This window comes from Streptomyces sp. NPDC107559, assembly GCF_055657365.1.
In genome coordinates, this window is record NZ_JBVKBD010000012.1 from 170,817 (window position 1) to 195,080 (window position 24,264).

Here is a 24,264-nt window from a genome sequence, read left to right on the forward strand (position 1 = left end):
CGGCTGGGCGGGGCCGCGGTCGTTGCTCAGGTTCCGTCCGGTGCCAGCACGATGTCGAAGCGCACCCGGGACCAGGACCGGTCCGGCAGATCGCGTCCGTCGGGGGTCGGTGTGCCGGGCGGCTGCGTGTCGAAATCCTTGACGAGGGATTCCTTCACCCCGAAAACGGAGTCGCGGTCCAGCAGTTCGTCACCGCGGACGAAGATGTGGGTCACCAGAGTGCGCAGACCGGGTGCAGCGACCATGAAGTGCAGGTGCGACGCCCGCATCGGTGAGCGGCCCGTGGCCGCTAGCAGCGCCCCGACAGGACCGTCGTGGGGGATCGGATACGGCGTCGGGGTCAGCGCCCAGAAGCGGTAACCGCCCTCGGCATCGGTGAACAGGTGGGCGCGGGCCGCGAGCCGGTCGTCGCCGTACTGCGTGTCGTAGAAGCCGTCCTCGTCGGCCTCCCACACCTCGATGCGTGCCCCGCTCACCGGCTTTCCGTCGGCGTCCGTGACGGTGCCCTCGACCCAGCACGGCTCTCCGGCGGCACCGAAGGAGAGGTCGCCGCCCTGGGCGATCTCGGGGCTGTTGTCGACGAAGAACGGTCCGAAGACGGTGGCCTCGGTGGCGCTGCCGTACGCCTCGTTGTTCACGGCGACCGTCTGCATGGACACACCGAGGACGTCGGAGAGCAGGATGAACTCCTGACGCCGTTCGTCGGTGATGTGCCCGGCCCGGGTGAGGAAGTCGATCCCTTCGCTCCACTCCGCCTCGGTCAGCCGTACCTCCCGCACGAACGCGTGCAGGTGGCGCACCAGGGACTGCAGGACCTGCCGCAGCCTTGGATCGGTGCAGGGCTCGAAGGACTCCAGCACCTGGCGGACGACGTCGGCTTCGCGGTCCTGCTGCGGGACCGGGGCGGCTGCGTCGGGGGTGTGTGTCATCGGGGGTCGGCTCCTTCCCAGGCGCTCTCGATCAGGGCCGTGACGGCCTGCGGCGTGACGGGCCGCGGATTGCCCGCCGGAGCGGCGCCGACGACGGCCTCGGCCGCCTGGGCGATGCCGTCCGGCGGCATGCCGAGGTCCCGCAAGGAGCGGGGCGCATGCAGTCGGCCGCGCAGCCGGGTCAGTCCCTCGCGGGCGGTGGGGGCGTCGAGGGCGACGGCGAGGCGCCGTTCGGCCTCGGGGACGAAGGGGGCGTTGAAGGCCAGGACGTGGGGCAGGACGACAGCGTGCGTCTGGGCGTGCGGCAGGTTGAACATGCCGCCCAGGACGTGGCAGATCTTGTGGTGAAGGCCGGAGCCGGCGGAGGCGAAGGCGGCGGCCGCCAGGTAGGCGCCGTAGAGCGCCTGTTCCCTGCCCTCCAGTGCGTCCGGCCGCGCCACCACCTGCGGCAGACCGGCGTGCAGGGCCCGCGCGCCTTCGAGTGCCAGGGCCTGGTTGAGCGGGTCGGTCCGCGGGGCCCACAGCGAGTCCACGCAGTGCGCCAGCGCGTTCAGACCGGAGGCGACACTCAGCTCCACGGGCAGGCCGAGGGTCAGTGCCGCGTCGTAGACGATGGTGCGCGGAAGGACCCTGGGGTCGGTGCCGGTGCTCTTGACGGATCCCTCGGTCAGCCCCCACACGGGCGTCGCCTCGGAGCCGGCGTAGGTGGTGGGGACGGCGACGATCGGCAGTCCGGTGCTCAGCGCGACAGCCTTGGCGAGCCCCGTGGTGGAGCCGCCGCCGATGCTGACCAGGGCGTCGGCCTCGTGGGATGCGGCTACGGCGCGTGCGCGCTCCGCGATCTCGACGGGGACGTGCATGGCGACGTCGCCGTGGCGGACCGCGACCGGCAGGCCTGCGGTGATGCGCTCGGCCAGGTCCTTCTGTTCCGGAGCCGCGATGACCATCACCCGCTCGCTGCCGAGCAGAGCGATCTCGGCGGCCAGGCTCTCCGCGGCCGCGCCGGAGGAGAAGCGCACCCGCTGGGGCAGGATGTCGTGGACGAAACGCATCAGTGCTCCTTCCTTCCCAGGACCGACAGCAGCGCGCGCCGCAGCTGCGTCTCGGGATCGTCGGGCAGACTCGTCGCCCGCCAGGCGATGTGCTTGTCGGGCCGTACCAGCAGCACCCCGCTCTCGTCGGTCTCGCGCAGTCCGGCCCAGTCGTAGTAGAGGTCGCTCACGTCGCGGCCCGGACCGATCACGACGGCGGTCAGGGGGATGCCCAGCTCGCTGCCGACCTTCTCGGCGGCCTCTTCCCATGCCGTGCCCGCGATGCCGGTCAGCAGCGTCCAGCGATCGTAGGGCGCGAGGTCCATCAGGGCGTGCCGGTGCGTGCTGTCGCCGACCCAGGCGTGCGGCAGGTGTGCGCCGGGGACGGTGGACATCTCGTAGTAGAGGTCGGCATCGCGGGCCGGGGCGGGCAGCTCGCTGCCGTCGGAGACGACGGCAGCGGAGGTGTAGTGCTGTCCGAGTTCGACGCCGTGCGCGTTGAACTCGTAGTTCTTCAGCTCCATCGCGCGCACCAGCGCGGCCCTCTTGGCGGTCCCGGCCGGGGTGTTGGCCTTGCGCTCCTCGATCGCGGCCGCCATCTCGGCCTCGGTCTTCGCGTCGAGCACGCCGAGCGCCGCGAAGAGGTCGACGAACTCACGGCTGGACTTGTTGGCCCGCTTGACGATCCGCTCCGCGACCGGTGCGCGTTCGGCGCTGTAGGTGTCCAGGAGCGAGGGACCCGCGTGCCCCTTGAGGACGGCGGCGATCTTCCACGCGAGGTTGTAGGAGTCCTGGATGGAGGTGTTGGAGCCCAGGCCGTTGCTCGGCGGGTGGCGGTGGACGGCGTCGCCGGCGCAGAACACCCGCCCCTGGTGCAGCCGGGTCGCGTACATCTCGTTGTTGCCCCACAGGCTGGTGCCGGTGATCTCCACCTCCAGGTCGGGGATGCCGAGGAGGTTGCGCACGATCTGTACGGCGGCGGCCTCGTCGACGACCGGGGGTTCACCGGCGATGTCGTAGCCCCACACGATCAGCCACTCGTTCCACGGGCGCACCATGCGTACGAGCCCGGCGCCGATGCCGCCGACGTTCGAGCCGGGCTGGATGACCCAGTACAGCACCGACGGGCGGTGTGCGACGTGGCGGCCGATGTCGGCCTTGAAGGTGATGTTCATCGACCCGGCGATGTCCATGGCGCCTTCGAAGGGCAGTCCGATGTCCGCGGCGATCTTGGAGCGGGCGCCGTCGGCGCCGATCAGGTACTTGGCGCGGATGTCGTACTCCTGCCCGGTGAGCCGGTCCAGTACGCGCACCGTGACGCCGTCCGCGTCCTGGGTGTGGGAGAGGTATTCGGTGGAGAACCGGGTCTGGGCGCCTCGCTGTGCCGCGTTGCGGACCAGGATCGGCTCCAGGTACGTCTGCGGGATGTCGACGGTGAGGCAGGGGGAGGCGAGCCGGTAGTCGCCCTCCCGGTCGGGGCGGGTGCCCCAGGTGCGGATCCGGCCGATCTCCTCGCCGGTGATGCTCGTGCAGAACACGGTGTCGCCGACCAGGGAGTGGTCGGTGGCGTCGGCGAGCACCTGCGTCTCTATGCCGAGGTCGCGGAAGACCTCCATCGTGCGCTGGTTGGTGATGTGGGCGCGGGGCGTGTTGGCCGTCCACCGGTACTTCGTGATCATGACGGTGTCGACGCCGAGCGTCGCCAGCATGAGTGCGGCCGCGGCTCCTGCGGGACCCGAACCCACGACCACGACGTCCGTGGTCAAGGTCGAGCCGGCAGGCAGCCCGGTCTCCGGTGTCCCATCGCTGAATGCAGGCATCGTCGTGCAGCCTTTCGTCGATCCGGCGGCGTTGTCGGAGAGGCAAGTGTGTAACCGGACAGGTCCAGGAGGAACAGAACGCTCCGAGGTTGGCGGCTCTGCCAACATGTGGCGGAAATCCGAAAGCGGCCGCACCACGGGGGCGGGCGGCGCGCCCGTGCCTGCATCGCTGCATCACTGCATCGCTGCGGGGGCGCCGTGGTGCGCCACGGTGAAGATCGGAGGGGGAGCGCGCGGGCCGATAGCCTGTCGGTATGTCAGAGCGTGTCACGCCCGGTTGCACGGACGGCCTGATGACCCTCGGCGCCGCGGACGCTCTCTGGGTCGGTCTGACGGCCGACAGCGCTGTGCCGACGGCTTCCGGGGCCTTCACCCGTTTCCCCGCCCGGGCCGTCGTGGGGTACGTCCTGCTCGGCGCCCAGGTGGTGGCGACGGTGAGGGCGGGCGGCGGGCAGTGGAGTGTTGCGGAGGCCGAGGTGCGCCGGGCGGCCGCGGAACTGAGCGCGGTGGCGGTGGACCGGCAGGATCTCGTCCGCGTCGGTCCGTTTCGTGGCGTGCCGAGGCAGCAGGGCGACGAGGAGACGCCGCTGCGTTGGCGGCGGCGCATCGCGGGGGAACTTCAGGAGCCGGACGGCCCCGAGCGGGCAGCACGACCTGACACCGGCCGCCCGCACCATCTGGCCGGGATCGACTGGCGGCGGATGCTCGTGGAGCAGACCCACGCCAGGACCCAGCGGACCTGGTGGCTGCCGCGCGCCCTGGTCCGGCTGCTCGACGCGGCCGAGCACACCGAGACGCAGTGGGTGCACGCCGCTCGAACCCGCCGGGCAGGCGCGGCTGCCGCCGAGCCGCCGGTACGGACCCGCCCGGCAGACGTGGCCGTCACCGAGTCGCCGGTACGATCCCGCCGGGCAGGCGCTGCCGCCGCCGAGCCGCCGGCCCGGACCCGCCGGGCAGGCGCTGCCGCCGCCGAGTCGTCGGACCGGCTCAGGGACGCCCCGGACGCCGACGGCCGGCGGACGACGAGCCCCCGGAGCCCCACCGCCGTACCGCGCCCGTACGACGGCGAGCTGGAAGGCCGGCTGTACTCGGTGCTCAGCAGGCAACCCGGCACCTCCCGCCAGGTGGCCGGGTGGACCTGCGCCGTCTGCCACACCGCGTCCGCCGCAGTCCTCGACCACTGCCACGAACACGGCTACGTCCGCGCCCCCCTCTGCCAGTCCTGCAACACCCAGGAACGCCCCGACCACCTCTACAGCAACGACATCCGGGTGGCGAACCGCTACACACGCCTCTTCGGCACCGACGCCGTCGCCTGGCTCCGCCACTGGCACCGCTGCCCCGGCTGCCGCGCCCGTACCACCCTGCCCCTGCCCCACCTCGCCGCCTGGACCGCCCACACGGCCTGCCGGTCGTTGCGCCCCACCCACCCCGCATCCCGCGGGCGCAAGCCCTGCGGGGTCCTGCGCGTGTCCTGGACGGGCAGTCAGAACGCGCCCCGCTCCTGCCTGCTCACGGTCACTGTCGACTTCTGCCCCTCGGGCGAGCACCGCGTCCTGGCCCAAGTCCCCTACCGCGAAGCCGTCGAACGGTTTCGTCGCTGGCTGGCCGAGACCGCCCCGGCCGTGGCCGCCGCGGCCGGCCCCGACCGCCTGGACGACCTGCCCGCCCAGTCCCGGCCGGTCGTCGAGGACACCAGCGGCGAGGGCCTGTCACTGTTCTGAGCGGGCATCGGAATCCCGGGAGACCAGCCGGGCCGCGATCGCCTGGTGAGCCGGATGCCCACCAGGCGATCGCCGCCGCCCGGCCGGCCGCGGCATGAGCCCGCCGTACTCACCCGGGAGGACGTCGACAGCCGTGAACGACCGTGCCCCGCCTGCTGCCGCGGCCGTTCAGGACAGGATCTCGATGTACCCGTCGGTGCCGTGCACGCGGATGCGCTGCCCGTCCCGGATCAGCCGGGTGGCCCCATGCACGCCCACGACGGCCGGCAGGCCGTACTCGCGGGCGATGACCGCCCCATGGGTCATCAGACCGCCCACCTCCGTCACCAGGCCCGCGACGGCGACGAACAGCGGCGACCAGCTGGGGTCCGTGAACGACGTGACCAGGATGTCGCCCGCTTCGAGGTCGGCCTCCGCCATGTCGAGGACGACCCGGGCCCTGCCTTCGACGGTCCCGGCGGAGACGGGCAGGCCGACCAGCGCCCCGTCCGGCACGTCGTCGCGCCGGTAGGACCCCATGACGGCCTCACCGTCCGAGGTCAGCACCCGCGGCGGCGTGAGCGCCTGGTACGAGCGGAAATCCTCCTTGCGTCGACGCACCAGCCGGTCGTCCACCCGGTTCGTGCGTACGACGTCGTGGAACTCCTCGAACGTGAGGTAGAAGACGTCCTCCTTCTCGGCGAGCACACCGACCCGCACGAGCCGCCCGGCCTCCTCCAGCAGGGCCCGCTTGTAGACGAAAGTGCGGCAGACGATGCCGTACTTCGGATACTCCCGGTACCCGGCGAACGCCCTGACCTGGTCGATCATCCGCTTGGTCGCGTCGGCCCTGCGGTCCCCGTCCGGCAGGGCCCGCAGCCGCGCCAGCACCTCCTGTTCCTTGCGCGCGGCCCGCTGCCGTCCCTCCTCGAACCGGCGCCCGGCGGCGCCCGGCTCGAAGTTCCTGACGTTGTCGAGGATCACCGGCACGAGCGTGGTGGGGTGCTCGCTCCACCGTGGCCGCGTGATGTCGATCTCGCCGACACAGCGCATGCCGTACCGGTCGAGGTATCCCTCGATCGCGTCGCGCGCCTCCGCCCCGCCCGGGAACTTCACCAGGTCGTCCAGGAAGCCCTCGTCCTCGACACCGACGCCCTGAAGGAAGGTCACCACCTCCGAATGCGGCCGGATCACGTCCGCGACGTCGAGCAGTTCCAGTCCCATCTCCGACGTGATGTTGTCCGGTGCGGACAGCGTCAGCGTGTCGGCCGCGTTCTTCTCGCCCAGCCACTCCCACAGCGTGTCGTTGAGCCACCAGGTGGCCTCCATCCCCGCCATGATCGCCTGGATGTTCAGCGGGTCACCGAGGACCCGCTTGTGCTCCTCGAAGGCCTCCAGCAGGAAGTCGAACAGCGCCGGTCCGGTCTTGGACCGGATGCCGTCTTCCAGGGCCGCGACGGACGCGCGGCTGCGTTCGATCAGCTCGGAGACGATCGCCGGATCGGCCTCGGGCGGGGTGGGCGCCTCGCCGGCCGACGGCACGCCGGGGGCCGCGTCCAGGGCGGAAGGGGCGAGATCCTCGTGCCCGAGGACCGTCTCCAGAGCGTCGCGCACCAGCGGATCCCCTCGGCCCATGACGTCCAGCAGGGCGGCGCGGCTCGCGGGTGAGGCAAGACGCGGGGCGACGTCGACGAACAGCCTCCCGCCCGCCTCGTGCATCGCCACCATGGCCGTCAGCCGCCACATGGACAGGCCCAGCGGCTTCATGGGGTCGGTCATCATCTGCTGGTGACCGACGGAGACGTAGAGGTGATTCTCCTGGTCCGCGCTCTCGGGGACGGGGAACAGCGTGGTGATCGGCCGGCTCTGCACGATCCGGAAACCGTCGTCGACCAGACACCATTCGATGTCCTGCGGACGCCCGAAGTGCGCCTCGATCCGCCGCCCGAGCCGCACGAGCCGCACGACCTGCGCATCCGTCAGCGCCGGCCGCTCCTGCCGCTGCGCCTCGACCGTCACTTCCCGTGTACCGCCGGCCGGATCGGCCTGCACGGCAAGGTGCTTGGCGGAGATCGTCCTGTCGACGATCTCGCCGTCGCGCACCTTGAAGACGTCCGGGTTCACCAGGCCCGAGACCAGGGCCTCGCCGAGGCCGAAGCCGGCGTCCACGGTGGCGACCTTCCGGTTGCCCGTGACCGGATCGGCCGTGAACAGGATCCCGGACGCTTCGGGTACGACCATCCGCTGCACGACCACCGCCATGCGGACCGTACGGTCGTCGATGCCGATGCGCCGGCGATAGGTCACGGCCCGCTCCGTGAACAGCGAGGCCCAGCATCGGCTGACGTGCCGGAGAACCTCCGCCGGCCCCACGACGTTCAGATACGTGTCCTGTTGGCCGGCGAAGGAGGCCGTGGGCAGGTCCTCGGCCGTCGCGCTGGACCGGACGGCGTACGCGTCCCGCTCACCGAACCGGGCGAGCGCGCCGGTGATCTCCGCCGCGAGATCACCGGGGACGGCGATTTCCTCGATGTCCCGGCGGATCCGTGCGCTGAGCGTCCGGAGCGCCTCCCGGTCGTCCGGGTCCACGCGGGACAACTCGTCGAGCAGTCCGTCGACCGACGGCGCTTGCGCCATGACCCGCCGAAACGCGTCCGTCGTCACGCAGAAGCCGTCCGGTACGGCGACGCCCTCGATCCGCGCCAGCCCGCCCAACTGCGCGCCCTTGCCGCCGACGACCGCGACCTGCGTCTCGTCGACCTCGTGGAGATCCGAGACGTACTGCCTGAGCTGCTCGGTCACCGCGACACCTCCACGGCGGCCGTGCGCCGCCGCACTGCGACTGCTGATCGCATCACGGGCGCCTCCCACCTTGTCGAACCCCTTGTCGAGCACGTCCTCATCCCTGCTTGCCTTCCCGCCGACGACTCGTCCGGCCGCTCCGCCGGTCGGGCGGCGCGCACGCCCGCACCCGCTGGTCGCGGCACAGGCCGACGATTCTGCGCCACGACCGGGGCCTTGCGGCAAGCCCCCCGGTGCGCTATAAGTTGAGACAGGCAAGGAGAGGGCTCTCCTTGCCTTTGCCATGTGCGGTCCGAATCGACCGGCAGTTTCCGCGCGGATCTCTCGCGCGAGTTCCGAGCACCGTCGTCGTCGCGTTGCTCAGGACTTCTGCACGGCACCTCGTGTGACATCCGTACTGCGGTGTTCGTGCTTCTCGACACTGCACCAGGCCTGACGGTCTTCGTAGGCTTGCGGCATGTTCAAATCACACAAACCAGGACCGGACGACGCCTGGGAAGGCATCGTCGAGGACAAGTCACGAGGCATGCTCGACGGCGCGAACATGTACCACTTCGTCAAGGTGAGACGTGCGGACGGCCAGTTCATGAAGGTGCGCGTCGACCGTGGGCTGTGGAAGTCGATCGCGGTCGGCGATCGCATCGTCAAGGAGCCGGGGAGCGGCCCGGCCAAGGCGTGATCCACCACTCGGTATTCGGTGGGCCGACGTGCCGGACCAGCGGGCGTCGCGGCCGCGGTGCCGGTGGCCGCTCAGAGGCGGTCGTCGAGGAACTGCCCTGCTTCGGCGACGGTCATGAGCCCCGTACCCTGCGCCACCGTCTCCCCTTCCCGGAGCAGGACGTAGGACGGCGCTCCGGTGATCCCGTACCGGCCGGTCGTGAGCGGGCAGCGCGTGATGTCGGTGCGGACGACCGTCAGACGGCCCGCGTACGCCTCGGCGATGTCACCCATGACGAGGTCCATCGCCCGCGAAGGCTCGATCGCCTTGGGCCATGCCCCGGTGAAGTAGGCGAGGACCGGGGTCGTGCTCATCCTGAGGATGAAATCGAACTCCGCGTCCTCGCGGGGTTGGTGAACCCGCTTCACCATGAACGCTCCTGACCTCGTGCTCCGTCATGCCGCCCCCATCATCCGGTACGTCGGTACAGGCACGGCGCGGAGATCACCTGACCGGAGCCCCGGCGACCGGCGGCGTGACCGGGGCGGCTTCCGTCGAGACGTCGGCTACGGGGTTCAGCAGGTGGGCGATGTTCCGGGCGGCGGCGGTGATCTCGGCGTCGGAGGCGTCGAGCCCTTGGGCTGCGAAGTAGGTGAAATTGACGCTGAGCAGGGCCATGCGGATCCGCAGCGCCTCCTCGACGGACGCGTCCGGGCCGGTGAGCGCGTCGCACAGGGTGTTCATGCGCTCGTGGACGCTCTGGTGACCGGGGTGCAGGTCCTTGATCACACGCTGGTTGGCGAGGGCGAACCGCACCATCCGGGATCCCCGCTCGGACGCCATGTCGACCATCCGGTCGATGGCCTGTGCAAGCAGTTGCGGTCCCGGGGTCTGGGTCCGGGCCCAGGCGATCAGTTCGTCGAAGGTGGCCAGGTGCTCGGCGAAGAGCGAGACGACGATGTCCTCTTTGCTGGTGAAGTGGTAGTAGAGGGCCGCCTTGGTGACCCCCAGCCGCTCGGCGATCTCCCGCAGTGAGGTGGCTTCGTACCCCTGCTCGGTGAACAGTTCCATGGCCACGTTGCGGATTTCGGCCTTGGTGTCACTGCCTCGCCGGTGCCCTGCGCCTGCCGCCATGGATGTCCGCTCTCTCTCGTCCCCGGGGGTTCCGCTTGCAAGCTTACCGTCCGGCAAGTAGTTTACTTAACGACAGGTAAGTGGAGCATCCATCGAACTCCGCTTCGGCCTCGCCGTACGCGGGCCGCGCCTGGAGCAGATCCCCCCTATTCCGGCGGTCCCGCCGTCCGCACCCCTGTGGACCGGGCCGCCCTTTGGCGTGGGCTGCTCGCAGCCTTTGCAGTGACCGTTCGAAGAGAGGCAGTGCCATGGAGTCGACAGCAACGAAGACCGCCGAGGAGGAGGCGCCGCCCAGGTTCACCCACCGTGAGATCATGGTGACAATGAGCGGCCTGGTCATCGCGATGCTGCTGGCCATGCTCGACAACATGATCGTCGCCCCCGCGCTGCCCACCATCGTGGGTGACCTGGGCGGGCTGAACCACCTGGCGTGGGTGACCACCGGCTACATCCTGGCGTCGACCGCCGCCACGCCGATCTGGGGCAAGCTCGGCGACCTCCTCGGCCGTCGGGTGACCTTCCTCTCGTCGATCGTGATCTTCCTCATCGGCTCCGTGCTCTGCGGCATGTCGCAGAACATGGGCGAGCTGGTCGGCTTCCGCGCCCTGCAGGGCCTGGGCGCCGGTGGCCTGATGGTCGGCGTGATGGCGGTCATGGCCGAGATCGTGCCGCCGCGCGAGCGCGGCAAGTACCAGGGCGTACTGATGGCCGTCATGCCCGTCGCCATGATCGGCGGCCCGCTGGCCGGCGGCTTCATCACCGACCACCTGAACTGGCGCTGGGCCTTCTACGTCAACCTGCCGCTGGGCATCGGCGCCCTCGCAGTGTGCTGGTTCACCCTGGCCAAGCTGTCCCGCGGCACCGGCAAGGCGCGCATCGACTGGACCGGCGCGGCCCTGCTCACCACCTGGATCAGCACCCTCGTCCTGATCACCAGCTGGGGCGGCAACGAGTACGAGTGGGGCTCGGCCACGATCATCGGGCTGGCCGTGGCGACCGTGCTGGCCTTCGCCGCCTTCGTGATCGTCGAGCGCCGCGCCGCCGAGCCGATCATGCCGCTCGCGGTCTTCAACAACCGCAACTTCTCGCTCGCCGGTGCTCTCAGCTTCATCGTCGGCTTCGCCATGTTCGGCGGGGTGACCTTCCTGCCGCAGTTCCAGCAGTTCGTCCAGGGCTCCTCCGCCACCAACAGCGGTCTGCTGCTCATGCCGATGATGCTGTCGTCGATGGCCGTGTCGCTGGCCGGCGGTGCCGTGATCAGCCGCACCGGTCGCTACCGCGCCCTGCCGATCGCCGGCACCGTCCTGATGGCCATCGGTCTGGCGCTGTTCGCCACCATGGACATCGACACCACCAGCGCCACCACCTCGCTGTACATGGTCGTGCTCGGCGCCGGTATGGGCTGCCTGATGCAGAGCACGATGCTCATCGCCCAGAACAACGCCCCGCTGCGTGACATAGGCGCCGCCACCGGTGCCGCGACCTTCCTGCGCAACATGGGCGGCTCCGTCGGCGTCTCCCTGCTGGGCTCGCTCTACGCCACCAAGCTCACCGACAGCGTCACCTCCCACATGGACCCCGCGGCCGGCGCGTCCGGCGGCCAGTTCTCGGTCGCCCAGATGACCCCGCAGGCCCTGAAGAGCCTGCCGGAGACGGTGCAGCACGTGTTCCAGCAGGGTGTCACGGACGGCGTCGGCATGGTCTTCGCCTGGGGCGCGGCCGTGGCCGCCGCCGGACTGCTCATCGCCGTCTTCATCCGCCACGTCCCGCTGCGCGGCTTCGACTCCGCCGCCAAGCCCGGCGCGGCTCCCGAGGACACCGACCAGAACACCCCCGCCCCGGCGTCCGCGGGCTGATCCACCACGTAACCCGAACAGTCCGGGGCGGTCCTTCGACGGACCGCCCCGGACTGCTTTCTGCCTGCCCACCGCCCCGGCCGGACATCCGTCCCGGGTTCCCGGCGTCATGAGCCGTCGATCAGCTTCTTCACCTCGGGCGGAAGCGTCGTGCCGGAGCAGGCGGCGACGAACTCGGCTTCGGCGGGGACTGCACCGGGCCGGCCGGGGCCGGGGATCCGGTTCTTCCGCGGTATCCACACGGCACTGATCGAGGCCGCCCGCATCGACGGCGCGAGCCTGTCGGCCCTCGGCCGGAACAAGTCCCGGACCAGCCGGGTGGGCCGGAGACCGGAACGGGTGACGGCACCGCCGCGGCGGCGTTCGGGCGGGAACTTCCGGGAAGAGTTGCCGGGCACTGTCGATCCGGCAACGCCTCGTTCGACGTCCTGATGTGGGGCCCGTCGCCGTACGAGGGACGGGCCAGGAACCGAACGAGGAAACATGGCAGACCAGCTACTGAGAGTGATGAACTTCTGCGTCTCGCGCGACGGGATCGCGGCCGGTCCCGGTGAGGCCCAGAGCCTGGAGGAACCCTTCGGCCTGCCCCGGCCCGAGCGGCTCTTCTCCTGGGCCGGCGCCACGGCCAGCTGGCCCAACCGGACCGACCCCGGCGGCAGCCGCGGACTGGACGACTACTTCACCCGGGACTTTCCCCGCAACATCGGCGCCGAGATCATGGGGCGCAACAAGTTCGGCCCCCAGCGCGGGCCCTGGCAGGACCACGACTGGCAGGGCTGGTGGGGTGACGAACCCCCGTTCCGCACCCCGGTGTTCGTCATGACCCACCACAGCCGCCCGTCGTTCACGCTCGCCGACACCACCTTCCACTTCGTCGAGGGCGCCCCGAAAACGATTCTCGAACTGGCGAAGGAGGCGGCGCAGGGCCAGGACGTCCGACTGGGCGGCGGGGTCACCACCGTCCGGCAGTTCCTGGACGCCGACCTGGTCGACACCCTCCACATCGCGGTCGCACCGGTGGAACTCGGCTCCGGGCTCCGGCTCTGGGACTCGCCCGACGACCTGGACGACCGGTTCCATCACGAGGCCGTGCCCAGCGCGAGCGGCGTCGAGCATCACCTCTACTGGCGGAGGTGACCGGAGCACGCCGGCCGCCCCTGTGCCGGGACGGCCGGGCGGCCTGTGCCGGGACGGCCGGCCAGCCCTGTGCCGGGACGGCCGGGAGGCCGCCTGTCCACGGCCCGCCGGCAGTCCTGGGATGCCGCGGGAACCTCGCGGACCGTCAAGTCCGCAGGTCCCCACGGCATCAGGAACGAACGAAGTGCTCTACCCGCAGTCGGCTCAGCTGAAGACGAAGGGCCCTGGCGACTGGGCGGCGCTCGACGTACAGGTCACGGTGATGCCGAAGATGACCATCTTCAGCGAGCCCTTGTAGAAGTCCAGGCTGTCGCCGACGGCCACGGTGCCGGGGAGCGGGCCGACGGTGACCGCCCCGCCCGCAGGCATGGCCGGGTTCACGGTGCCGCTGAAGACCCGGTTGGCACCCGTGGAGTTGGTCATGGTGAGCGTGGAGTTGATGGAGTTCGCCGAGAGGGCGAGCGGGGTGGTGATGCCGGTGGAGCTGAGGGTGATGGTGGCCGAGGTGCTGCTGACCTGGGTCGCGGTCAGTGTGGCCGCGCCGCCGCCGAAGAGGCCGCAGCTCGCGGTGATGGTGGCCGAACCGGGGGTGACGGCGGCGGATGCGGAGGGTGCGAAGGCCAGCGCCGTGGCGGCCAGGATGCCGGCCGTGAGTGCCGCACCTGAGGCTAATCGTTTCATGGATCGGGCTTCCTTCCCGTTACGTGGGAATGCCATGTGGAAGTGGTGACCCCGTCCGGGTGGGTGCGGTCACACCGCGGGGCGCCGGATCTGACGGACCGTCGGATCCTGGCTCCCATTGATGCGCGAGCGGCACGGGCCCACAAGGTTGAAATTTGGCCGATCGCGTGAACGCCCTTGCAGGCAACCGTAGTTGTGCTGCCTGTCCCTCGGTGAACGGGTGCCGCCTCCCTCGGGGTCGAGATCGGGGAGGTCCGGGTCGACGGTGAACCGCCCAGCCCACGGGAGCCGTTGTGCGGTCGTGACCGGTCTCGGTGGCCGGCCGTCGAGCCGGGGAGGATCCCCATGTCCACATCGTCGTTCGCGTCACCGGAACCGTCCGGCCGTTCCGCCCCGTACCGTTCGGCCTCGCACGATCGTCCGCGGCTGGGGCCGCGCGGTCTCATGAGCCGGCGCAGGAGCGGGCCGGACGCGGAAGACCCCGCGTCGCGACCCGGACAGCGAACGCAGCCCGCCGGTCCTGCCCCGGAACCTCCCGCGGCCCCGCCGCCCTCCGCGCTGCTGCCCCTGCTGCCGCTGCCCCCGGGGTTCGAACCGGTCGGGGCTACCGGGCCGTGAGCCGCAGCGAGTTCAGCTTCTCCTCGATCTTCTCGGCGTCCGGGTGCTCGAACTCCGCGAAGATCGCCAGGGCCTGGCGCCAGCTGCCGTCGGCCGCCGCCGCGTCGCCCGCGGCCAGCTGAACGTCGCCGAGATGACCCAGGGTGTCGCCCTCACCCCACCGGTTCCCGATGTCCCGGTGGGTCGCGAGGGCCTGCTCGTAGTGGTCGACCGCGCGGTCATGGGCACCCAGCCGATGGTGGACCGTGCCGAGCACGTCGAGGGCGACCCCCTCGACCCACCGGTTGCCGCCGGTGCGCAGCACGGTCAGCGCCTGCTCCAGACAGCGGACGGCATCGTCGTACCGGCCGAGCCGTTGGTAGGCGTCGCCCAGGTTGCTCAGCGCGATGCCCTCACCCCAGAGGTCACCGACCTTGCGGTCCAGCGCCAAACCCCGGCGGCTGTACTCGACGGCCTTGGCGAACTGACCGGCGTGCAGATAGGCATCGCCCAGGTTGCCCACGGCCCGCCGTCTGCCCTCCGCGTCAGCGAGCTCGCGGTGGATGGTCATCGCCCGGTGGTAGTGGTCGATCGCCTCGTCATAGCGGCCGGCGCTGCGCAGCGCCGCGGCCAGGTCGCCCAGGGCCCGCGCCTCGCCGGGACGGTCATCGGCGGCGCGGGCGGCGGACAGCGCCGTGCGGGTGGTGTTGGCCCAGTCGCTGAGATGGCTGCGCAGGTAGAAGAACCCCCACAGCACGGCGGGCAGCCGCCAGGCGATGCCCGTCAGCTTGGACGCGGCGGCCTGCTGGACCGCGACGACCAGATTGGGCCGTTCGGTCTCGCACCAGTCCAGGGCCTGGTCGTGGGTGGTGAACGACAGGGGCCGGCAGGGGGCCACCGGGGGTTCGAGCGGGATCCGGCTGCGCTTCGGGGTGATCAGGGCGTAAGCGGCGTCAGCGGTGTGCAGATACCAGGTGAGCAGCCGCTCCACCGCCGCTTCCCGGTCCCGCGGGCTCTCCTCGGCCTGGACGCGCTCGGCGGCGTACACGCGCAGCAGGTCGTGCAGGGTGTAGCGGCCGGGGAAGTGCTCGGTGAGCAGGTGGGCGCGGGTCAGCTCGACGAGCGGGCCACGCGCCTCCCGCGGGGCGAGCCCGGCCAGGGCGGCCGCGGCGGACGTGGAGATGTCCGGGCCGGTGTGCAGGCTCAGCAGGCGGAACAGGCGCGCGGCCGGCGCGGACAGGGCTTCGTACGACGACGAGAAGACCGTCCGTACGTCGATGCTGTCGTCCCCCGTGAACGCGTCCAGGCTGCCGTGGCTGTCCCGGAGTTCCTCGGCGATGGCACTGAGCGGGAAGTCCGGGTGGGTGGCCGCGCGAGCGGCCACCACGGCGAGGGCCAGCGGCAGTTGGGCGCACCGCGCGACGATCTCCCGCACCGCCTCGGTCTCCTTCGCCAGCCGCCCGGGTCCGAGCCGGCGCGCCAGGAACTCGTGGGCCTCGGCGGGCGTCAGCTGGTTCAGCGTCAGCGGCTGCGCTCCCTCGCCCGCGACCAGGCCGGTGAGCTGGTTGCGGCTGGTGACGATGACGAGACAGCCAGGCGAACCCGGCAGCAGCGGGCGGACCTGCTCGCTGTCGCGGGCGTTGTCGAGGAGGATCAGCACCCGCCGCTCGGCGAGCACACTGCGGTAGAGCGCCGTCTGGGCCTCCAGCCCGGCAGGGATCCGCTGCGGGGGGACGCCGAGGCCGTCCAGCAGGACACGGACGGCCTCGACCGGAGGCGTGACCGAGCCGCTCGGGCCGAAGCCGTGCAGATTGATGCAGAGCTGTCCGTCGGGGAAGTGGGCGGCGACCTGGTGGGCCAGATGCACCGCCAGTGTGGTCTTGCCGACGCCCGCCATGCCGCCGATCGCACTGATCAGCACCGTGGCGGGAGCGCTCCCGTCGAGGGGCAGCAGCTCCCGGGCCCGCTCCAGTTCGGCCCGCCGCCCGATGAAGGACGGGAGATCGGCGGGGAGTTGGGCCAGGCGCGGCGAGAAGGCCGGCCGGGCGGCGGGCTGTCGGGCGGTCTCGGCGGGGGAGGGGCCGGTGGGCCCGGGGTCCTCACGGGTGGCGCTTCGCGCCGAGCCCGGGGTGTCCGCGGATCCGGCGGAGGCCGCCCTGCCGTGCGGGACGCCCCTCGCGGGCGGCGCCAGGGCCGGCGAGTCCGCGGGGTGCCGCGGCCCGGCATCAGCGGCGGTGGCGGCGCCCGGGGCCGGAGCGGGGAGCGACCTCTGAGCGGAGGCGGGCGTTGGGGTGGAGATCGGCGCCTGAGCGGAGGCGGGCGTCGGGGGAGCGACCGGTGTCTGAGCTGGGACCTCCGCCGGGGCGGTGAGCGACCTCCGGGCGGCGGCAGGCGTCGGGGTGGAGACCGGTCCCTGAGCGGAGGCGGGCGTCGGGGTGGAGATCGGCGCCTGAGCGGAGACCGTCGGTGCGGGGACCGGTGTCGGCGTGGCGGCCAAGGACGGGTCGGACGCCAGGATGCGCGCGTGCAGGTCCCGCAGGGGAGCGCCGGGCTCGATGCCCAACTCGTTCACCAGCGTCGTGCGGGTCCTGCGGTAGGCCGCCAGCGCCTCGGCCTGCCTCCCGCACCGGTACAGGGCCAGCACATGCAGCCGGCACAGCTCCTCGCGCAGCGGGAACTCGACCGTCAGCGACATCAGTTCCGAGACCACCCGGCCGTGGCGGCCGAGCCGGACGTCGAGGTCCAGGCGCCGCTCCAGCACGTTCAGCCGCTCCTCGGCCAGCCGGGAGCGCTCTGCCTCGGCCAGCGGACCGGACAGTCCGGCCAGCGCCATGCCCCGCCACCCGTCGAGGGCGCGGTGCAGCAGGACCGCGGCGGCGGCCGTGTCGCCTGCGGCGGACGCCCGCGACGCGTCCGCCACTTGGCGTTCGAACGCGGCCAGGTCGAGAGCGTCCTCCGGTACCTCGGCCCGGTATCCGTCCCCCACCGAGACGATCGTCCGCGGCGGGACGTCCGGGTCGCGGTCGGGCTCCAGCGTCTTGCGCAGGCGAGAGACATAGGTACGCAGCACGGACACGGCGGCCGTCGGTGGCTCCATCCCCCAGACGGCGTCGACGAGTTCGGCGAGGGTGACGGCCCGCCCCCGGCGCAGCAGCAGCGCGGCCAGCACGACCCGCTGCTGCGGCGAGCCCAGGTCGAGTTCCCGGCCGTCGCGCCAGGCCCGTACCGGACCAAGTACGGCGAATCGTAAGGAGGATGTGTTCGTTCCGTTCACGGTTCGGACTTTAGTGACACCGCCTGTGTCAAGGAGGTGTCAGTCATGAACTGTTTACGACCGGTGACCGTCGAGATACGTGCCCGGCACGGATCAGACCGTGAACTTGACCGCCTCCAGCCAGAGGCGGTTGTCGAGGGTGCCGCCGAAGATGTACGCGGGGCGTGGCCCGACACAACCCGTCGGGTTCCAGCCGATGTTGTGGACATGGGCGGTCTGGCAGACCTGGCTGCCGCTGCCGATGTTGATGGCGTAACCCAGCATGGCCGGGGCGCCCTTGGCGGTGCTGCCGATGTAGATGTCCTTGCCGTCGGCGGTGTTGGGCGTCCAGTGCGGCTTCCAGACGCCCTTCCCGTCGGTCGAGGCCGGGTTGTGCACAAAGGCGTTGGCGGCCACGCCGCCGGTCCCGCGCACCGCGATGTCCAGTGCCTTGATCGTTCGGCTCTGTCCCGTCGTACCGGCCACCGTGCCGTCGCACACGGGCTTCTGCCAGCCCTTTCCGGAGACGTAGGCGCGGTAGCAGATGTGCCGCCCGGGGTCGTTCGCGGCGAGCCGGTTCACGACGGTGGCGGCGGTCTCCTTCGCGGGCGCGGCGGTCACGGTCGCCGTGGCCTTCGGGGGCCGCACGGTCACGGTGGCGGTGGCCCCGGCCGCGCCGCCGGGCGAGGTGTGCTTCGGCTTGTCCTTGGCCTTCGGCGGCGTACTGGTCGCGGACGGCGTCGGGTCGGGCGTCGCGGAGTCGGTCGCTGTCGGCGTCGTACCGCCGCCCGCCGGGTCGTGGCCGGTACGCGAACGGCTCGGCTCGGCGCTCGCGCCTGCGGCGGTGTTCTGCTGTCCGCCGTCGTCCGATCCGCCGCCCGTGATCACGAGCGGCACGATGACGAGCGCGGCCACACCGAGGGCCACCGGCCCGACGATCAGCGGCCGGTGCAGCAGACCCGCCGACCGGTACTCGTCGTCCGACTGACGCGGTGTCCTCCCCTCGGCGGTACTCGGGCGTCGTAGGAGGGAGCCGGGCACGGGGGTGCGCCGGGCCGCAGGCGACGGCTGCGGATACGCGCCTCGGTCTACGTTCTGGCCCTCGCCCTCGCCCTCGCCCTCGCCCTCGCTCTCGTCCTCGCCGTCGTCCGTGTGCTCGTCCGTGCCTTCGCCCCCGGGCGGTACGTCGTTGCGCCCGACGCCGGCCACGACGGGCTCCGCCATCGCCTCGACCGGCGCTTCGATCGCCGCCGGTCCCGGCGCGGGTGGCCGTTCCACGATCCTGCTCGAACCGTCGGGGGCGACCTCGACATAGGTCACGTCCGCCACGGCCGGATCGGAAATGGCCGCAGTGACAGGCGAGTTCCGTCGGCGCGCGTGGTCGTGCAACGCGTCGAGGATCACCTCGTCGACAGCGGCTCCCGCCGTCATCGGCACGGGCACGCCGTCGATGGCGGCGGAGCCGTCGGCGGCGATGACCACCGAGAGCACCTTCGGGTCGTCCGTCTCTTCGTTCCGGCTCATGCCCTTCCTTTCCTGGCGTTCCGGATGCCACTACAACGGGAGGCGTCCGGCCGCGGTTCAAGCTCCGTGGGGTCGATCGGGATCAACAGCGTTGGGCGGTCGACGGGAGGCAGGAACGGGCCCGGCCGCCGAGCGGTTCGATCCGGCGGGCGGGCCCGTTCCGTTCAGGCCACGCCGGGACGCGGACCGAACGGGTCCCTGGCGTCCACCGGCGGGGCTTCCTTGGCCCGGTGACCGCCGGGCTTGCAGCCCGCGAACGGGCCCTGGGGGTCGCGCAGGGTGGCCATCACCGGGCCCAGGAAATCCCGGTGCCAGGCGGCCGGCCCGGTGTGTCCCCCGTCGGGGCCGGTCAGTTCCCCCCAGGCCAGCCACAGGGCGTGCAGCTGCGCCACCGCCTCATGGTGGTCCCACCAGCGGGAACACCAGGGGGCGGTGGAGGTGACCTCGCGGCCGTACACCGGGAGCAGCACGTTGTGCACCCACAGGGTCAGCCGACGCAGCGTCTGCCCGTACTCGGGTCCCTGGAGATACAGGATGAACCGCGGTGGGGCGGGCGCCTCCGGTTCGGGGGCGGGCGCGTCCTGGTTCCCGGGAGCCCGGGCTTCGGTGGCCGGTTCGTCGCGGTGGTGCTCGGGTGCGGTGGCGGGGGCCGCGGGTGTCTCGGTGGTCATGGTCGGCACGTCCATTCTTCGCTGCTCGGTTCCGGCCGGGGTGAGGACGTAACGCGCCCACGCCGGGGGGCGGTTCAACGGCCGGTTGAACCGGGCGCCCCGCACGACCCGTTGTGCCTGCCATCGGCATCTCCGGCCCACGAGAGGGGCGCCATGTCCGACCTCAGCCCGAGCCCCCGGGACGCCGGCCGGTCGTCCGTCTCCGCCGCGGCCGCCGCCGTCGATGTCGAGCGGATGTCGGACGCCCTGCTCAGGCTGGAGCACTCCGGCCGCGCCCGGCAGGCCTGGGAGGACACCCGTCGGCTGCTCGCCGAGTGGATGCGGAGGCTGGCGCGGCTGATGCGGCGGAGGTTCCGCCGCAGGTCCGGGGGAGGAGCGGGAGAAGGAGGGTACGACCTTCCGAACGGCCCGGCGGGAGCGGTCGGGCAGCAGCCGTCCGAGGGGCCCGCGGGGTGGGGACAGTCGGGCGGACGGCCGGAGGAACGGCAGCGGGAGCCCGGCCCGGAGCGGCAGCGGGACCGGGACCGGGAGTTCTCGTCCGTCGACCAGCTGGTCCGGGCGGTCGGCGAGCTGCCGCCCGAGCACCGGCGGGCGTTCGAGGACACGGTCCTGGAGAGGATCAGGACCGACGACAGATGGCTGCGGGCCTACGACCGGGATGTCGCCGAGGGCCGGGACTCGTTCCTCGTCGAGTTCGCCAACAACGCTTATCAGCGGGAGGTGGCGCCGTCCGCCGGGCCGGACCCGCAAGAGCGCGGCGACGCGGCCGACTTCACGCAGGGACCCCCGGCGTATTCCGAAGCACCGGCCCGCGAGGAGGCGCACGACCGGAATGACGCGCGGGACCGCGGCGGCGTGGACGTCCTGGTCGACGAACCGGTCCTCGACCACTGGGATCGCTTTCTCGCCTCCATGGAGCGACCGGCGTCCCAGGAGCGGGACCCGGCCACTCCGGCCATCCCGGTCACCCCGGTCAACCCGTCCGTCCCGGCGCCGCTGCCGTCCCCCGACTCACGCACGAGCTCACTCGATTCACGTTCGAGCCTCCCCGACTCACGTACGAGTGCACCCGACTCACGTACGAGCTCCCCCGACTCACGTACGAGCCTCCCCGACTCACGCACGAGTGCACCCGCGCCGCCCGTGAGCTCGTCCGTGTCACCCGTGAGCCCGTTCCTGCCCGCGGTGACCCCGCTGCCGGTCAATCCGCTGGGGCAGGGGGCCGAGCTCCACCGGCCGCCATCGGCGGGCTCGACCCGGCGCACCACGCAGGGTTCCGACCGGGAGCGGCGCGCGGCGGGGTCCGCGCAGCTGCCGGGTGGCAACACCGCCCGGCCGGGGCGACGGCGCTAGCGGCGGCGCGCCCCCATAACGCGCCGGTGTGTGCACACCGGCGTCCGTCCACGAGGCAAGGAGGAAAGACCGGATGGCGTGGAACGAGAACAAGTTCAACCGCGATGTGCAAAGGGGCCTGGACCGGATCGACCGGTGGGGGGCGGCGGTGGGCACGGACGAGGTCCGCAACGCCTACCTCAACTTCACCGACGTGATGAGGCAGGAGGGCGAGTGGATCCGCGCGGGCAATGCGCCCGCGAACTCCGGCTGGGAGAACCGTGCCGCGTCGGTCGCCGCGCGGGCCGAACTCATGGACGCGTTCCGGGCGGTGGACGCCTTTCGTGTCTCCGCCGCCTGGGCCACCGAGAACCGCGGCGCCGACCCGGCGGAGCTGGCGCAGGCCCGGCGGGACGTGGCGGCCTCGTCCGCCGAGAACACGGCCTTCTGGGTGAAGTCGACCTCGCGTCCGGCGGAACAGCTCGGCGACACCCTCGAAGGGGGCGTCGGAGCCGGCGTGTTCGACCAGTTGACGTACGGCTTCGACTCCCCGCGCGGTGAGTGGTCCCCCTCGTTGTGGCAGCTCTGGGGCGAGATGTCACCCGAGTTCGCCCGAGGCACGCGCGGAGTCGCCCAGGCCACGGTGTTCGAAGGGCTGCCGGAGCAGTGCGTCCTGCGGTCGGTGGAGTGGCCGGCGCTCAACGACCTGATCGAGCAGGGCCAGGTCGACCATCTGCACGTCAACGTGATCCGCAGGAACTCGGACACCGGCCTGCTGGAGCAGGTCGGTCACTACGACGTGCGCTCGCAGCAGGAGTTCGACCACCTGCCCCAGGTGACCCGGACCGACTCGTATGTCGCGCGTCAGCAGCGGGAGTTCGTCACCCAGAACGTCGCCCGCGCCATCGAACGCAACCGCGCCGGTGTGCAGACCACCCTCGACAACTTCCGCCGCAGGTGGTCCAACAGCGGTCAGGACGTCGAGTTCGTGCTGTCCCACCCGGACGGACCGGGCCCCGACATCTCCGAGAGCCCCGCGAACCTGTCCAGGACGCAGACGAACACCTCGGGGCAGGGACGAGCGTCCTCGTCCGGGCGCAGGGGTTCGGCCGCGTCGCTGATGTCCAGGCTGGAGGCGATCGAGGCCGAGCAGCAGCAGCGGGGCAGCGACACCGATTCCATCTTCCCCGGCCGCCGGGGCTCCAGCGCGGTCGCCACTCCGAGCCTGTCCCGGACGCAGTCGTACGCGACCACACCCGGTTACGGCGGACTGCCGGCCACGACCGTCGACCAGTACATGGACCCGTCCTCGGGCCCGACCGTGTACCCGCCCGTGTCGACCTCCGGGTACTTCGACACCACCGCGCCCACCACCCTGCCGCCGATCTCGGAGAGCCACCCGATGCCGGCGCTCAGCGAGACCCTGGACGCGTTCCACTTCCCGGCGGCCGACGACTTCGGTTACGACGACTACGGGGCCGACCAGTCCTTCGACTTTCCGACGGCGCCCGTCGTCGACCCCAGCAGCTACAACCCGCCCACCCGCACCCGCACGAGCCGTTCGACGCCGAGCACCCGCTCGGCCGGCTCCTACGGTGACGAGGGCGCCGATCTGACGCGGGTCGACGCCCACACCGGCGACTCCCCTCCGCGGAGGGCTTCAGACGCCCAGCAGCCGGCCGGGCAGCAGGAATCCGCCAAGAAGTCGGGCAAGAAGGTCAACAAGAAGGATCATCCGCACCTGAACGCGTTCTTCTTCGGAGGCAGCAGGAAGCCTCCGGGCGCCGGTGGCGCCGCCGGCAGCACCAGCGGGAAGGTGAAGAAGAGGTAGGGGGCCACGGCCCGCTCACGCCGGCGCCCCTGGCCGGACGGTTGCCGTCCGGCCAGGGGCGCCGTGCCGTCCGCGTCCGTCCGCCGGTGAACGCGGGCCCGCTCAGGCGTCCGGGTCCGGTCGCACCACGCCCAGGATCTGCATCGACCCCGCCGGGGACACGTACACGAACCGTCCGGGGCGCGGGGCCGAGATGATCTTGCCGTTGCCTATGTAGAGCGCGACATGGCTGGCGTCCGAGAAGTAGATGACGAGGTCACCGGGGCGCATCCGGTCGACGGGGACGTGCGGCAGCCGCGCCCACTGCTCCTCGGAGGTGCGGGGGATGACGACTCCGGCGTGCAGCCAGGCCTGCGAGGTGAGGCCGGAGCAGTCGAAGGAGTCGGGGCCCTCGGCGCCCCAGACGTAGGGCTTGCCCAGCTGCTGTGTCGCGTAGGCGATGGCCCTCCTGCCCGCCTCGCTCCCCTTGGTGCCGATCCGGTCGAGGACCCCGGTGCCGACCCATTGCGCCTGGGCCCTGTCGGCGGCCCGCTTCTCCAGCGCGGCCAGGCGCTGCCGCTCCTTCTCCTTCAGCCGTGCCTCGAGCGCGCGGGCCGCGTCGATGCGCTTCTCGATCGTGTCGCGGTGCTGGTCCATGGCGCGGCGGCTGGCCCGCAGGTCCTCCAGTTCGGCGGTGGCCTGGTCGGTGCGCCTGCGCAGCTCCTCGCGGGCCGCCACGAGGACCGTCAGCCGCTGCCGTGTGGCCTGCTGGGCCTGCTGCGTCAACGCCGCGTCGTCCAGCGCGTGTTCGGGGTCCGAGGAGAGGGCGAACTGGAGCTCGGCGGGCAGTCCGCCGCCGCGGTACTGGGCCCGCGCCGCCGCGCCGAGCAGCCGCGTCAGCCGCTCCCGCTGCTGTGCCGCCCGCCGCACCTGGCCGTTCAGGACGTCGACCTTCTTCCGCTGTGCGCGGGCCTTCTGGTCGGCGGCGTCGTACTTCCCGGTGGCCACTTCGGCCTGGTGGTAGAGCGCGTCCAGCTGCACCCGCACCTCGTCGAGGGTGGCGGGGCCGGGCGCCGCGAGCGCGGGCGCCTGCGTCGTGGCCGTCAGGGCGCACAGCAGGGTCAGGGCCGCCGCCGTCCGGTGGCCGTGCGCGCCGGGGGACCGTCTCATGCCGTCCGAAGCTCCCTTCGCGGCCGCCGCGGTGACGGCCTCGATCACACAACGGGAGCCCGGCGTACGGCGGTTCAAGCCCGCAAGATCGTGTGAACCGGTCCGGTCCGGCGCCCGTTGTGGCCTGTCGTGGCGAGCCACGCCTGCGGTGGCGTC

The 24,264-nt window shown here is 71.8% G+C and carries 18 protein-coding genes; 6 read left to right on the forward strand and 12 right to left on the reverse strand.

Annotated features, from left to right (window positions below; genetic code table 11):
• Nucleotides 1-26 precede the first annotated feature (26 nt).
• Genes ACZ7OY_RS30670 through ACZ7OY_RS30680 form a run of 3 tightly spaced genes read right to left on the reverse strand, consistent with a single transcriptional unit; the run spans nt 27 to nt 3,780 of the window.
• Complete coding sequence (locus ACZ7OY_RS30670; RefSeq protein WP_471914422.1) at nt 27-929, reverse strand: intradiol ring-cleavage dioxygenase; 903 nt, start codon at nt 927-929, stop codon at nt 27-29.
• Complete coding sequence (locus ACZ7OY_RS30675) at nt 926-1,981, reverse strand: maleylacetate reductase (protein ID WP_471914423.1); 1,056 nt, start codon at nt 1,979-1,981, stop codon at nt 926-928. Before ACZ7OY_RS30675 ends, ACZ7OY_RS30670 begins: the two co-directional genes overlap by 4 nt.
• The gene (locus tag ACZ7OY_RS30680; RefSeq protein WP_471914424.1) at nt 1,981-3,780 is read right to left on the reverse strand and encodes an FAD-dependent oxidoreductase; all 1,800 of its coding nucleotides are present in this window, start codon (nt 3,778-3,780) and stop codon (nt 1,981-1,983) included. The genes ACZ7OY_RS30675 and ACZ7OY_RS30680 overlap by 1 nt, the downstream gene beginning before the upstream one ends.
• Before the next feature lie 254 nt (nt 3,781-4,034).
• On the opposite strand from ACZ7OY_RS30680, the gene ACZ7OY_RS30685 reads away from it, so the two are divergent.
• Nucleotides 4,035-5,504, forward strand: a complete 1,470-nt coding sequence (locus ACZ7OY_RS30685; RefSeq protein ID WP_471914425.1) for an endonuclease domain-containing protein — start codon at nt 4,035-4,037, stop codon at nt 5,502-5,504.
• A gap of 168 nt (nt 5,505-5,672) precedes the next feature.
• On the opposite strand, the gene rph is transcribed toward ACZ7OY_RS30685, so the two are convergent.
• Nucleotides 5,673-8,285 (reverse strand): rifamycin-inactivating phosphotransferase, encoded by a 2,613-nt coding sequence (rph, locus tag ACZ7OY_RS30690; RefSeq protein ID WP_471914486.1) that lies wholly within the window; start codon nt 8,283-8,285, stop codon nt 5,673-5,675.
• A 457-nt stretch (nt 8,286-8,742) separates the two neighbouring features.
• On the opposite strand from rph, the gene ACZ7OY_RS30695 reads away from it, so the two are divergent.
• On the forward strand, nt 8,743-8,964 hold the full coding sequence (locus ACZ7OY_RS30695) for a DUF7489 domain-containing protein (RefSeq protein ID WP_351613653.1): 222 nt from the start codon (nt 8,743-8,745) through the stop codon (nt 8,962-8,964).
• Nucleotides 8,965-9,035: 71 nt separating this feature from the next.
• Here ACZ7OY_RS30695 and ACZ7OY_RS30700 read toward each other — a convergent pair whose 3' ends face one another.
• Nucleotides 9,036-9,374 carry a thioredoxin family protein gene (locus tag ACZ7OY_RS30700; RefSeq protein WP_471914426.1) on the reverse strand — a complete coding sequence of 113 codons (339 nt, stop codon included), beginning with the start codon at nt 9,372-9,374 and terminating at the stop codon, nt 9,036-9,038.
• A gap of 73 nt (nt 9,375-9,447) precedes the next feature.
• Nucleotides 9,448-10,077, reverse strand: coding sequence for a TetR/AcrR family transcriptional regulator (locus ACZ7OY_RS30705; RefSeq protein WP_471914427.1), 630 nt, complete (start codon nt 10,075-10,077; stop codon nt 9,448-9,450).
• A gap of 248 nt (nt 10,078-10,325) precedes the next feature.
• Between ACZ7OY_RS30705 and ACZ7OY_RS30710 the strand changes: the two genes are divergently transcribed.
• Nucleotides 10,326-11,933, forward strand: a complete 1,608-nt coding sequence (locus ACZ7OY_RS30710; protein ID WP_471914428.1) for an MDR family MFS transporter — start codon at nt 10,326-10,328, stop codon at nt 11,931-11,933.
• Between the two features lie 107 nt (nt 11,934-12,040).
• Here ACZ7OY_RS30710 and ACZ7OY_RS30715 read toward each other — a convergent pair whose 3' ends face one another.
• The gene (locus tag ACZ7OY_RS30715) at nt 12,041-12,331 is read right to left on the reverse strand and encodes a hypothetical protein (protein WP_471914429.1); all 291 of its coding nucleotides are present in this window, start codon (nt 12,329-12,331) and stop codon (nt 12,041-12,043) included.
• An 85-nt stretch (nt 12,332-12,416) separates the two neighbouring features.
• On the opposite strand from ACZ7OY_RS30715, the gene ACZ7OY_RS30720 reads away from it, so the two are divergent.
• Nucleotides 12,417-13,070 (forward strand): dihydrofolate reductase family protein, encoded by a 654-nt coding sequence (locus tag ACZ7OY_RS30720; protein WP_471914430.1) that lies wholly within the window; start codon nt 12,417-12,419, stop codon nt 13,068-13,070.
• A gap of 204 nt (nt 13,071-13,274) precedes the next feature.
• Here ACZ7OY_RS30720 and ACZ7OY_RS30725 read toward each other — a convergent pair whose 3' ends face one another.
• The 4 genes from ACZ7OY_RS30725 to ACZ7OY_RS30740 form a co-directional block, all read right to left on the reverse strand.
• Nucleotides 13,275-13,751, reverse strand: a complete 477-nt coding sequence (locus ACZ7OY_RS30725; protein WP_351618145.1) for a hypothetical protein — start codon at nt 13,749-13,751, stop codon at nt 13,275-13,277.
• Nucleotides 13,752-14,355: 604 nt separating this feature from the next.
• Nucleotides 14,356-17,622: an AfsR/SARP family transcriptional regulator gene (locus tag ACZ7OY_RS30730; RefSeq protein ID WP_471914431.1), complete on the reverse strand. Its 3,267-nt coding sequence runs from the start codon at nt 17,620-17,622 to the stop codon at nt 14,356-14,358.
• Nucleotides 17,623-17,715: 93 nt separating this feature from the next.
• A complete protein-coding gene (locus ACZ7OY_RS30735; RefSeq protein WP_471914432.1) occupies nt 17,716-19,125 on the reverse strand; it encodes a hypothetical protein in 1,410 nt (469 codons plus the stop codon).
• A gap of 164 nt (nt 19,126-19,289) precedes the next feature.
• Entirely contained in the window at nt 19,290-19,796 is a 507-nt protein-coding gene (locus ACZ7OY_RS30740; protein WP_471914433.1) for a DUF4913 domain-containing protein, read from the reverse strand.
• 153 nt (nt 19,797-19,949) lie between these two features.
• Between ACZ7OY_RS30740 and ACZ7OY_RS30745 the strand changes: the two genes are divergently transcribed.
• Both ACZ7OY_RS30745 and ACZ7OY_RS30750 read left to right on the forward strand, forming a co-directional pair.
• Complete coding sequence (locus tag ACZ7OY_RS30745; protein ID WP_471914434.1) at nt 19,950-21,149, forward strand: hypothetical protein; 1,200 nt, start codon at nt 19,950-19,952, stop codon at nt 21,147-21,149.
• A 73-nt stretch (nt 21,150-21,222) separates the two neighbouring features.
• A complete protein-coding gene (locus ACZ7OY_RS30750; RefSeq protein WP_471914435.1) occupies nt 21,223-22,959 on the forward strand; it encodes a hypothetical protein in 1,737 nt (578 codons plus the stop codon).
• Between the two features lie 102 nt (nt 22,960-23,061).
• Here ACZ7OY_RS30750 and ACZ7OY_RS30755 read toward each other — a convergent pair whose 3' ends face one another.
• Nucleotides 23,062-24,108: a C40 family peptidase gene (locus tag ACZ7OY_RS30755; RefSeq protein ID WP_471914436.1), complete on the reverse strand. Its 1,047-nt coding sequence runs from the start codon at nt 24,106-24,108 to the stop codon at nt 23,062-23,064.
• Between the last annotated feature and the right edge of the window lie 156 nt (nt 24,109-24,264).

Coding starts and splice junctions, on each gene's coding strand:
- ACZ7OY_RS30670 (WP_471914422.1), bottom strand. CDS start 929: ATGACACACACCCCCGACGCAGCCGCCCCGGTCCCGCAGCAGGACCGC.
- ACZ7OY_RS30675 (WP_471914423.1), bottom strand. CDS start 1,981: ATGCGTTTCGTCCACGACATCCTGCCCCAGCGGGTGCGCTTCTCCTCC.
- ACZ7OY_RS30680 (WP_471914424.1), bottom strand. CDS start 3,780: ATGCCTGCATTCAGCGATGGGACACCGGAGACCGGGCTGCCTGCCGGC.
- ACZ7OY_RS30685 (WP_471914425.1), top strand. CDS start 4,035: ATGTCAGAGCGTGTCACGCCCGGTTGCACGGACGGCCTGATGACCCTC.
- ACZ7OY_RS30695 (WP_351613653.1), top strand. CDS start 8,743: ATGTTCAAATCACACAAACCAGGACCGGACGACGCCTGGGAAGGCATC.
- ACZ7OY_RS30700 (WP_471914426.1), bottom strand. CDS start 9,374: ATGGTGAAGCGGGTTCACCAACCCCGCGAGGACGCGGAGTTCGATTTC.
- ACZ7OY_RS30705 (WP_471914427.1), bottom strand. CDS start 10,077: ATGGCGGCAGGCGCAGGGCACCGGCGAGGCAGTGACACCAAGGCCGAA.
- ACZ7OY_RS30710 (WP_471914428.1), top strand. CDS start 10,326: ATGGAGTCGACAGCAACGAAGACCGCCGAGGAGGAGGCGCCGCCCAGG.
- ACZ7OY_RS30720 (WP_471914430.1), top strand. CDS start 12,417: ATGGCAGACCAGCTACTGAGAGTGATGAACTTCTGCGTCTCGCGCGAC.
- ACZ7OY_RS30725 (WP_351618145.1), bottom strand. CDS start 13,751: ATGAAACGATTAGCCTCAGGTGCGGCACTCACGGCCGGCATCCTGGCC.
- ACZ7OY_RS30735 (WP_471914432.1), bottom strand. CDS start 19,125: ATGAGCCGGAACGAAGAGACGGACGACCCGAAGGTGCTCTCGGTGGTC.
- ACZ7OY_RS30740 (WP_471914433.1), bottom strand. CDS start 19,796: ATGACCACCGAGACACCCGCGGCCCCCGCCACCGCACCCGAGCACCAC.
- ACZ7OY_RS30745 (WP_471914434.1), top strand. CDS start 19,950: ATGTCCGACCTCAGCCCGAGCCCCCGGGACGCCGGCCGGTCGTCCGTC.
- ACZ7OY_RS30750 (WP_471914435.1), top strand. CDS start 21,223: ATGGCGTGGAACGAGAACAAGTTCAACCGCGATGTGCAAAGGGGCCTG.
- ACZ7OY_RS30755 (WP_471914436.1), bottom strand. CDS start 24,108: ATGAGACGGTCCCCCGGCGCGCACGGCCACCGGACGGCGGCGGCCCTG.